The following is a 7,850-nucleotide window of genomic DNA, read 5'->3' as shown; positions in this document are numbered from 1 at the left end:
TGGCGGTATGACTCTCCTGTAGCTCAACTGATGGCCCTCGACTCTGATACCAGTTATAGCGAACTATCGATCCGTCAGGATCACTACTTCCACTGCCATCCAGCTGCACAGTCACACCTGAATCCACTGCCAGATCCGCACCTGCACTGGCGATCGGTAGTTGGTTATTATTTTCCGAGCTCTGAATCAACACACTATCTCTGCTGATCGATCCTGAGTTATCAATAACCACCAGGGTAAACGTTAACTCCGCATTGGCTGGCATTGAAAAGCTTGGCGTGGCGGTATGACTCTCCTGTAGCTCGACTGATGGCCCTCGACCCTGATACCAGCTATAGCGAACTATCGATCCATCAGGATCACTACTTCCACTACCATCCAACTGCACCCTAGTACCTGAATTAATTGTCTGATCAGCACCCGCATCTGCAATTGGAAAAGTATTTAGGTTAGGATCTGACCGAACGATCACCTGATCTGTAGCTACTTCATCCGTATCACTAACCAGATGAAGCGCAAAAGCCAGCTCTGCATTTTCAGGCATAGTAAAACTGGCATTGGCACTATTTGCACTGACGATACTAACCTGAGGGCCACGCAATTGTTGCCAATGGTATGTTGCGATACTTCCATCTGTCTCAATGCTTGCACTTCCATCCAGTTGAACAACTGTTCCAGGGGATACAGTTTGGTCTGGGCCAGCATTTACAATCAATGCAGCATTAAGCTCGCTTACCGCGAGCAACATACATAAGACATTTATCAGCTGTAGTGATAAAAAGGGAAGAGAAAACAATCGCCTGGGATGTATTGGCATCCTTGTCCACCTACCATTAAGACTTAAAATAATATATAGCTGTTACAGTTGAAAGAGATAATTAACTAATGAATTTCTCTTCATTCGAGCACGTGACCCATTCTATCCAGACAAAATAAGCTATCGCTTATTGCGGATACAATATCAGCTAAAAACACACTGAGAGATGACTAGGTAAGACTATGAAAAAAAGAATATTGACGACGACGTCATCAAGACTTTTGCTTCCATGCCAATCTAACATTATTAGCAAATTGCTAATATTAAGCTTTCATTAGGCCGATATCCATGGTATTCCTAACTGACTACTGGTAATTTCGTGCATCCATCAAATAGGGCTTCCCAATAACTAGCTTGCGATTATTCCAAATCGCAATAGTTTAAGAAGCTCTCTCCTAACTTTACAATTGTTCAATTATCCCGTTTTTAAAAAATAAATCAAATCCAAATAGAGCTAGAATCACTGGAGAGGCAAGCTAAATTAATAGATGATATTAGTGAAATCGTAGAATTATACAAAAATTGACGGCCAACTGGCCCCCAAAGGCATCTACTTGTATCCCTATGATAAATTGCTAAAAAAGTTAGCCTTATAACCTAAAACTAAAAGGATTTTTCTGGTGATTGTGTCTCAGGACATCAGCCACTCTTCCTTCAGTAACGCTTTGTTCATTGCCAACCACTGCAGTGCAATGATTATACTGGTCGAATTCGCCCTACCCTGATAAAGCTCAGCAATCGCTTCATCCGCATCCATCACCACAACTTTAATATCCTCTCCCTCATGATCCAATCCATGCACTCCATCAGCACAGGTTGAGTCCACCTCACCACAATAGAGTTTAATGCGATCTACTGAAATGCCTGGACTGACCATAAACTCACATATTCGTTTCAATCGACCTATTTCACAATTTGCCTCTTCAACTGCTTCACGTCTGGCAACTGACTCATCAGACTCCCCATCACTCTGCAGGCCTCCAATGGTTTCCAATAGCCAGGGGGGATTCTCAAAACCTGCTGCGCCAATTCGGAACTGCTCGACTAAAACCACCTTGTCGTGTTGAGGATCATAGAGCAGTACAGATACAGCACCAATATCCTCAAGGCGCTCTCTGACAATTGGCTCACATTGACCTCCTAAAAAGAGATCATGAATGATCTTGTACCGATTGAGTTTTAAGAATCCACGAAAAACTTCTGTTGTTTCCTGGATTTTATAGCGATATTTCATAACCATGTCGTTTCACTGCCGTTCGTTTGCCACTTCTTTCTGGGAGAGGATTGGGTGCGGAGAGCTGAATAGCTAATATTTACTAACCAGGTCATAGATATTAATACACTCAGCCCTTCTCACAAAGGAAGAAAGGATGCTCTTATATAAGTATGATAACTCTTGAGTGGATTGGCAAAATGATCTGGATTTCGATATATCTAGTAATAGAACATTTGCTAGGGCCGTTAACACTAATCCTTACTGCGGAACCCTAGTGGGCCGCCCGGATAATTCAGTAACCCTCAACCGGCCCACTAGCTATCGTATGGATTTCACACATGGGTAAGAGAGGATAATCGACAATTTTATAATATCTGACAGGAAAACCTGTACGGTTACTTCAAATATTCTGCTCGATTCGGACGACTTCTTTTATTATGGTAATACTTGTATTTAATTCGTGTTTCCAATCCGTGGCACTCAACACAAAACCCGTCTTTGGTATACTTTTGCCTGAGGAAGCTATTCAATGTTGTGCCATCATCTTCATTTTTCCCTGCTTTTAACACAGCATGATACTCAACTTTATCAGCCTCCCAGGGTGACCAGTCATGCGGATCATGGCAGGTAATACAGGCGATCTGACCTGCATCTTCGACATTCTCATCTGAATCAAGGAGTGGCATATGCTCTGGATCTGAAACCATCACCAGATCCTTATAGGGATGTGTGTAATCAGTTACAACCCGCTTCTTGCCAATGCCCTCATCATGATGGCAGTTCTGGCAGAGTCGATCTCGTTTAAGATGTGAGCTTTCACTCTCTTCAGGTAACTGACCAGCGATGCTTAACATAGGTTCTTCAGTTTCGTTTCGATGCATACTGTGGCAACTACCACATAACCCAGCCTGCTTTGGTGTCTCCTCGAGTAAATTTTCACTCTTGGGTGCACTATCACGTAGGTCATGGTCTGTATTGACTACAGACATTTCATTTTCATGACAGCTCTCGCATAGCTGCCCATCAGAAATATTTTCTATCAGACTTGGGGTCTGTTTATGACCGGCATGCACTGAGTGACAACTCAAACAATCTACTCTGGTCAGTTCTTGATCTTGAATGGTTACAGGTTCATCCAGATCAATATTGACCGGATGAACACCTTTATCTCGTGCCTCTTCCAGACTCTCAGCATGGTGACGGGTATGACAGGCGGCGCATAATACGTCTACTTCTTCCTTGGACACAACCAGTAATGAACTATTTTCCCCTCCGCCATGAACCTTATGACAGCTTTCGCAATTCAGACGATTCAGTTTTCTACCATTGATCTCAACCGGCTCATCGAGATCAATTGAAACTGGGTGAATTCCCAACTCACGGGCTTTTTCCTCTCCTTCGGCATACAGTGATTCATGACACTGCAGACAAAAATCGCTATCTTTATTGCTGTCTCTCATCCATAGATTTTCATTGTGCTGGGTTAACCCTGTCTCCTCATCATCAAATCGATGAGGTGTATGGCATGTACCGCAATATGGGATTTTGTCTTCAACAAATGGATAGAGTTCAGGCAGTGGATCACCCCGATCATCTATTTTTTCGAAATGCTGATCCTTTTTTGAGTGGTAGTAGTCAGGATGCTGCTCCCCCTCACCAAGTGTGATGCGAGAGTCGATTACTGCACCGTGGTGACAACTCATGCACATCGCTTTACTACCAACAGGAGGCATTGGCCCTCTTTGCAGAAGATCTTCCTGATAATCCTCAGACCAGCTGAGATGGCAGGTTACACAATCCTGGCGGGTAGGTTTTGAAAAGTGTGTTTCCGTTTGATCCGGTTTTGGGTTGTCATTTGATTCATATAGTTGCAAGACTCGAACGCGATGTTTTGCCATTTCAACAATATAAACCCGCTCATTCCACTGAGCGATGCCTACAGGTTGGTCCAAGACAAGATCTGCGCCGTTCTCATCCTTAACAATATTAATAAAACTACGCCCACGGAAATGTAGAATTCGCCCCGTGTATGAGTCAGTTACCAGCATCTGATCGTTCTCACCAAGAGATAGGCCGTTTGGTCTCAGTAGACTTTTATCGGTTACGCCAAAACGTGCCACGGCGCCGAATGAGCGTCCCCGCTCATTAAAAATCTGTATCCGTCCATTGAGCACATCGACAACATAGAGATAGTTGTCCCGATCTGTTGCCATCATAAATGGATAGCGAAATTCCCCTTCTTGAGTACCAAAACCACCCCAACACTTGACCTGCACTCCAGTCGATATATTAGTTGAACAGACTCTTGAGTTGGCACGGTCACTCCAATAGACAAGATCATCAATGACTGTCAGCCCTGTCGGACTGGGTTCTACCTTTTGCTCACCTTTGTGTAAGGGTATGGTTCTACTGAAATCACCCTTTCTGGAAAACAGTACCAGTCGATTATTTCCACTGTCGGCAACAACAACCTCATTACCATAGAGGGCTAGATCCATTGGCAGGCTTAATGAATCCTCACCAGGAATGGAAAAAGAACCTAGAGCCTCTCCCTCAGGACTAAACATAACCACACGACCATTTACTCCATCAAGGACATATGCCACCCCATCATCAGAGACTTTGACAGCGCTAGGATAGTTGAATTCAGCTTGCAGGTCATATAAATATTGGGCGTTTACAGTGGCTTCTACCTCCCACGACACAACTAACAAACCCAGCAATACCGTCACTATCCCCAAACTATTGGCTAAAGCAACAAATTGACTAACCAGCTTCATTGCAGCAGATCCATCAGCTTGATCGGCTTATCCTTGAACGCTTCGTCGTTTAGAAACCTGGAAATACGGTTCTTGGTGATCAGCTCTATCTCCTCTTCACTGAACCCAAGTTTGACGTAGTCGAGTGTAGGATTATCCTCAGTATGACATGTACCACACAGCGATCCTTCCGAATCTACAGGAAAATGAATTTTAAGGTGTAGCTCTGCTCTTTTTTCCAGATCACCCGCTTCCCATTCTTTTAAAAGGGCTGATATTTCCGGATGATCTTTTGAAAAAGTCTCAGCCCTCTGCTGATAAAATGGCAAAATTTGTTTTGTATTTAATTGCAGATTAGATGTTGAGTCTGATGACCATTCATACCAACGATATTCAAAATCTATATTTTCTGGATTGAAATGGCAACTGGTGCAAGCGAGGAAGTTTACATGCATATTTAAATAGCTGCGGTATCTTTCACTCTCCCTGTGTGGAAGATTTGTATGGCAAGTAACACAAAAATCCCTTTGGACATCATTATTCGGCGTATTCTGAAAATGGAAGGGTGATATCTTGAGTGGTTCAGCGAACTCTATCTGTTTATGCTTTTTTAACTTCTCGACACGCTTATCGAAGGCCTGACTATCCCAGTGAGCCTGCTTCATCTGAGAAATATAGAGTGACTCTGCATGTGTATAGCCTGTAATAAACATCAGCGCTATCAATGCTACAAGCCGGGTAAATAATTTCATCTCTTCTTCTCGTTAACTAGTTGATTACTGCTTTCATGAGTTATTCTCTTTTTTTCTATAGAGCCGTTTCAGCTGTTCACCCCAGCGTCGGTTTTCACTTCGTTTGAATATTCGATATTTAGAAACCTGATCTGTTTTTGAATTAGTTTTTTTCGGACGTTTTTTTCTAGCCAGAAACACTTTTTCAAATCGTTTGCCACCCAGAATGGGTAAGGCATCTGATTTGGAACCAGCAAATATTGACCAGATAACACCAGCCGAAATGAATAAGATTGTCAGTGGAGCAAGAAAGAACAAGGCCTTATGCCACTGTGATTCCTGCCATAACTCAACCAGGGAGTAGTTCATAAAGTACCCAGGTACCCAATCGAGATCATGCATATCACTGACCAGAAAATCATCATTAAGGGGATTCTCAACATATCCGTGACATCCAGATGATCCACAGAGTTCTGGCAATTGCTCTGGATTAACAGCAGATTCAGGGTGCTCGGTAGGCAGTATGCCATGATGAAATCCTGAGGGTGCATGACACTCATTACAGGAGACACCATCACTGTTCCCCTCCTCTACCAACCGTCCATGGAGGGTCATGTCATAGCTTTCTGAAGCATGAACAAAATGGCTATCACTTGGTTTTTGTTCATGTGTTGAAGCATCATCTGCGCGCTCAGTCTTAGCCATTGCTTCACGATCAAGATGGCAATCATTACACATCCCCACCTCTTCCTGCTTGGTCCAACGAACACCAAGCAGACGACGCAGAATATGCCCACCCATCTGTCCATTCCAGACCTCTCCCTGATGACAGTTTCCACACACCTCCTCTTCGTGATCAAATATTTCCTTAAACATCTCTCGCTTATCCAATGATATATAGAGTGTGTTTGTGTGACATCGACGACATGATGGGGGGTGGTCGTTACGACTCTCATCCCAGCGGTTGGCAGCAGTCAGACCATCGACCGCACCTTTTCCATGAATAGACTTGACAAACTCCTTGGCAATGGGTTCGTGGCTGTATGCGACGCCCTGGGATGGCTCTTCAAGATGGCAGGACGCTGCACAATCAACCTCACCATTTTCAGGTTTGTGGGGATATTCACGGATTTTTCTGTGACAATCCCTGCATGGCACATTGCCATGTATGGAGGAGAAATAGTGATCAGAATTGATTGAAGCGTTGCGAATAACCCCGTTTTCACCCACATAGGCGAGCCCTTCAGCCGCATGACACACCAGACAACCATCCGGATCCGATTGGCGTTCAGCAGCCTTAGCTTCATCCAGATTGAACCATAGCAGGGCAATACCTGAGAGTAGTCCAGCAAATATCCAACGCCTGCGTTTGTTCTGTTTAACCGTTTTTTCGATACCGGGGGTTACGGCAGTCCAAACCGGAGGGGGGGCAACCTCAATGCCTTTCTTGAGCCTTTTTGGCATCTTGTGCGAAGGCATAGGTAACCAATCTATCGCCCCCCATTCACAAGTAACAATACACTCACGACAGGACATACAGGAGAACTGATCAACCACTGCAACTCTGTCGACCATCCGCACTGCACCACAAATACAGACCTCAGCACACTCCCTGCAGCCGGTGCAGCGACTGCGTTCCACTCTGACACGGCGTACAAAGGGCAACTTGGCGCCTATCCGGTTGACCAGCCCATCAATTGCACCAATCGGACAGAGAAACTGACAATACCCTCTTCCCAACTTGGCAAAAAAACCAAGCAAAACCAGTAGGCCCAGATTTACAGCGCCAATGGTGGAGATAAGATAGGCAATACCCCGAAGATCGCCACTAAAGGCTTCGAAGAGTCTCGGTAAAGTAATGAAGTTGCAAAGCGTACAGGCACTGAACCCTAGTGCCGGCAGCAGAATAAGATAGGTGATGAAGTAACCGTACCGGATCGGCACCTGAGGGAGTGAACGATAGTCGATTTTCCAGCGATCATGAAATAGTTTACTGACCATTTCAGGAAAACCACCCATGGGGCAGAGATAGCCACACCAAAGCCGTCCAAAAAAGAAAGTCACCGTCAAAATAGTGAGCAGGATACCGACCCCAATCGCAGCAGTTTCAAGTTGGCGGGAAAAATCATCCCATCCCATACCTGGAAACAACAGAAAAAAGCGTCTCATGCACATACCGCCACACAGATCACTCTGCTCAAAAATCCGGGGAATAAGCAATAGGGGTGCAAAAAGCAGTAGCGTCATCACTGAAATGGTTGCGTATCGAAACCAGCGACTACGAATAAAAGTTTTTAATTGTTCTTTATAACCAGGCGATGACACTT

General features: G+C 44.4%; 5 protein-coding genes. All 5 read right to left on the bottom strand.

All coding sequences use genetic code 11. The features are described from left to right. Positions 1-817: PKD domain-containing protein (locus AC4IFB_RS02350; protein ID WP_490779274.1), on the bottom strand; the 817-nt coding region annotated here is incomplete at its 3' end. 631 nt (positions 818-1,448) lie between these two features. Next, entirely contained in the window at positions 1,449-2,051 is a 603-nt protein-coding gene (locus AC4IFB_RS02345) for an NUDIX domain-containing protein (protein ID WP_490779273.1), read from the bottom strand. A 377-nt stretch (positions 2,052-2,428) separates the two neighbouring features. After that, positions 2,429-4,813, bottom strand: coding sequence for a cytochrome c3 family protein (locus tag AC4IFB_RS02340; RefSeq protein WP_490779272.1), 2,385 nt, complete (start codon positions 4,811-4,813; stop codon positions 2,429-2,431). After that, the gene (locus AC4IFB_RS02335) at positions 4,810-5,544 is read right to left on the bottom strand and encodes a hypothetical protein (RefSeq protein ID WP_490779271.1); all 735 of its coding nucleotides are present in this window, start codon (positions 5,542-5,544) and stop codon (positions 4,810-4,812) included. Before AC4IFB_RS02335 ends, AC4IFB_RS02340 begins: the two co-directional genes overlap by 4 nt. A gap of 33 nt (positions 5,545-5,577) precedes the next feature. Further along, entirely contained in the window at positions 5,578-7,848 is a 2,271-nt protein-coding gene (locus AC4IFB_RS02330) for a 4Fe-4S binding protein (RefSeq protein WP_490779270.1), read from the bottom strand. Positions 7,849-7,850: the final 2 nt, after the last annotated feature.

It is taken from the genome of Candidatus Thiodiazotropha sp. AKIB8 (assembly GCF_058244675.1).
The sequence above is the reverse complement of the archived record's forward strand: the minus strand, read 5'-3'. Positions and strand labels throughout refer to the sequence as shown.

What these genes read in the sequence shown, in the direction of transcription:
- AC4IFB_RS02345 (WP_490779273.1), bottom strand. Translation starts at nt 2,051, where the DNA reads ATGAAATATCGCTATAAAATCCAGGAAACAACAGAAGTTTTTCGTGGA.
- AC4IFB_RS02340 (WP_490779272.1), bottom strand. Translation starts at nt 4,813, where the DNA reads ATGAAGCTGGTTAGTCAATTTGTTGCTTTAGCCAATAGTTTGGGGATA.
- AC4IFB_RS02335 (WP_490779271.1), bottom strand. Translation starts at nt 5,544, where the DNA reads ATGAAATTATTTACCCGGCTTGTAGCATTGATAGCGCTGATGTTTATT.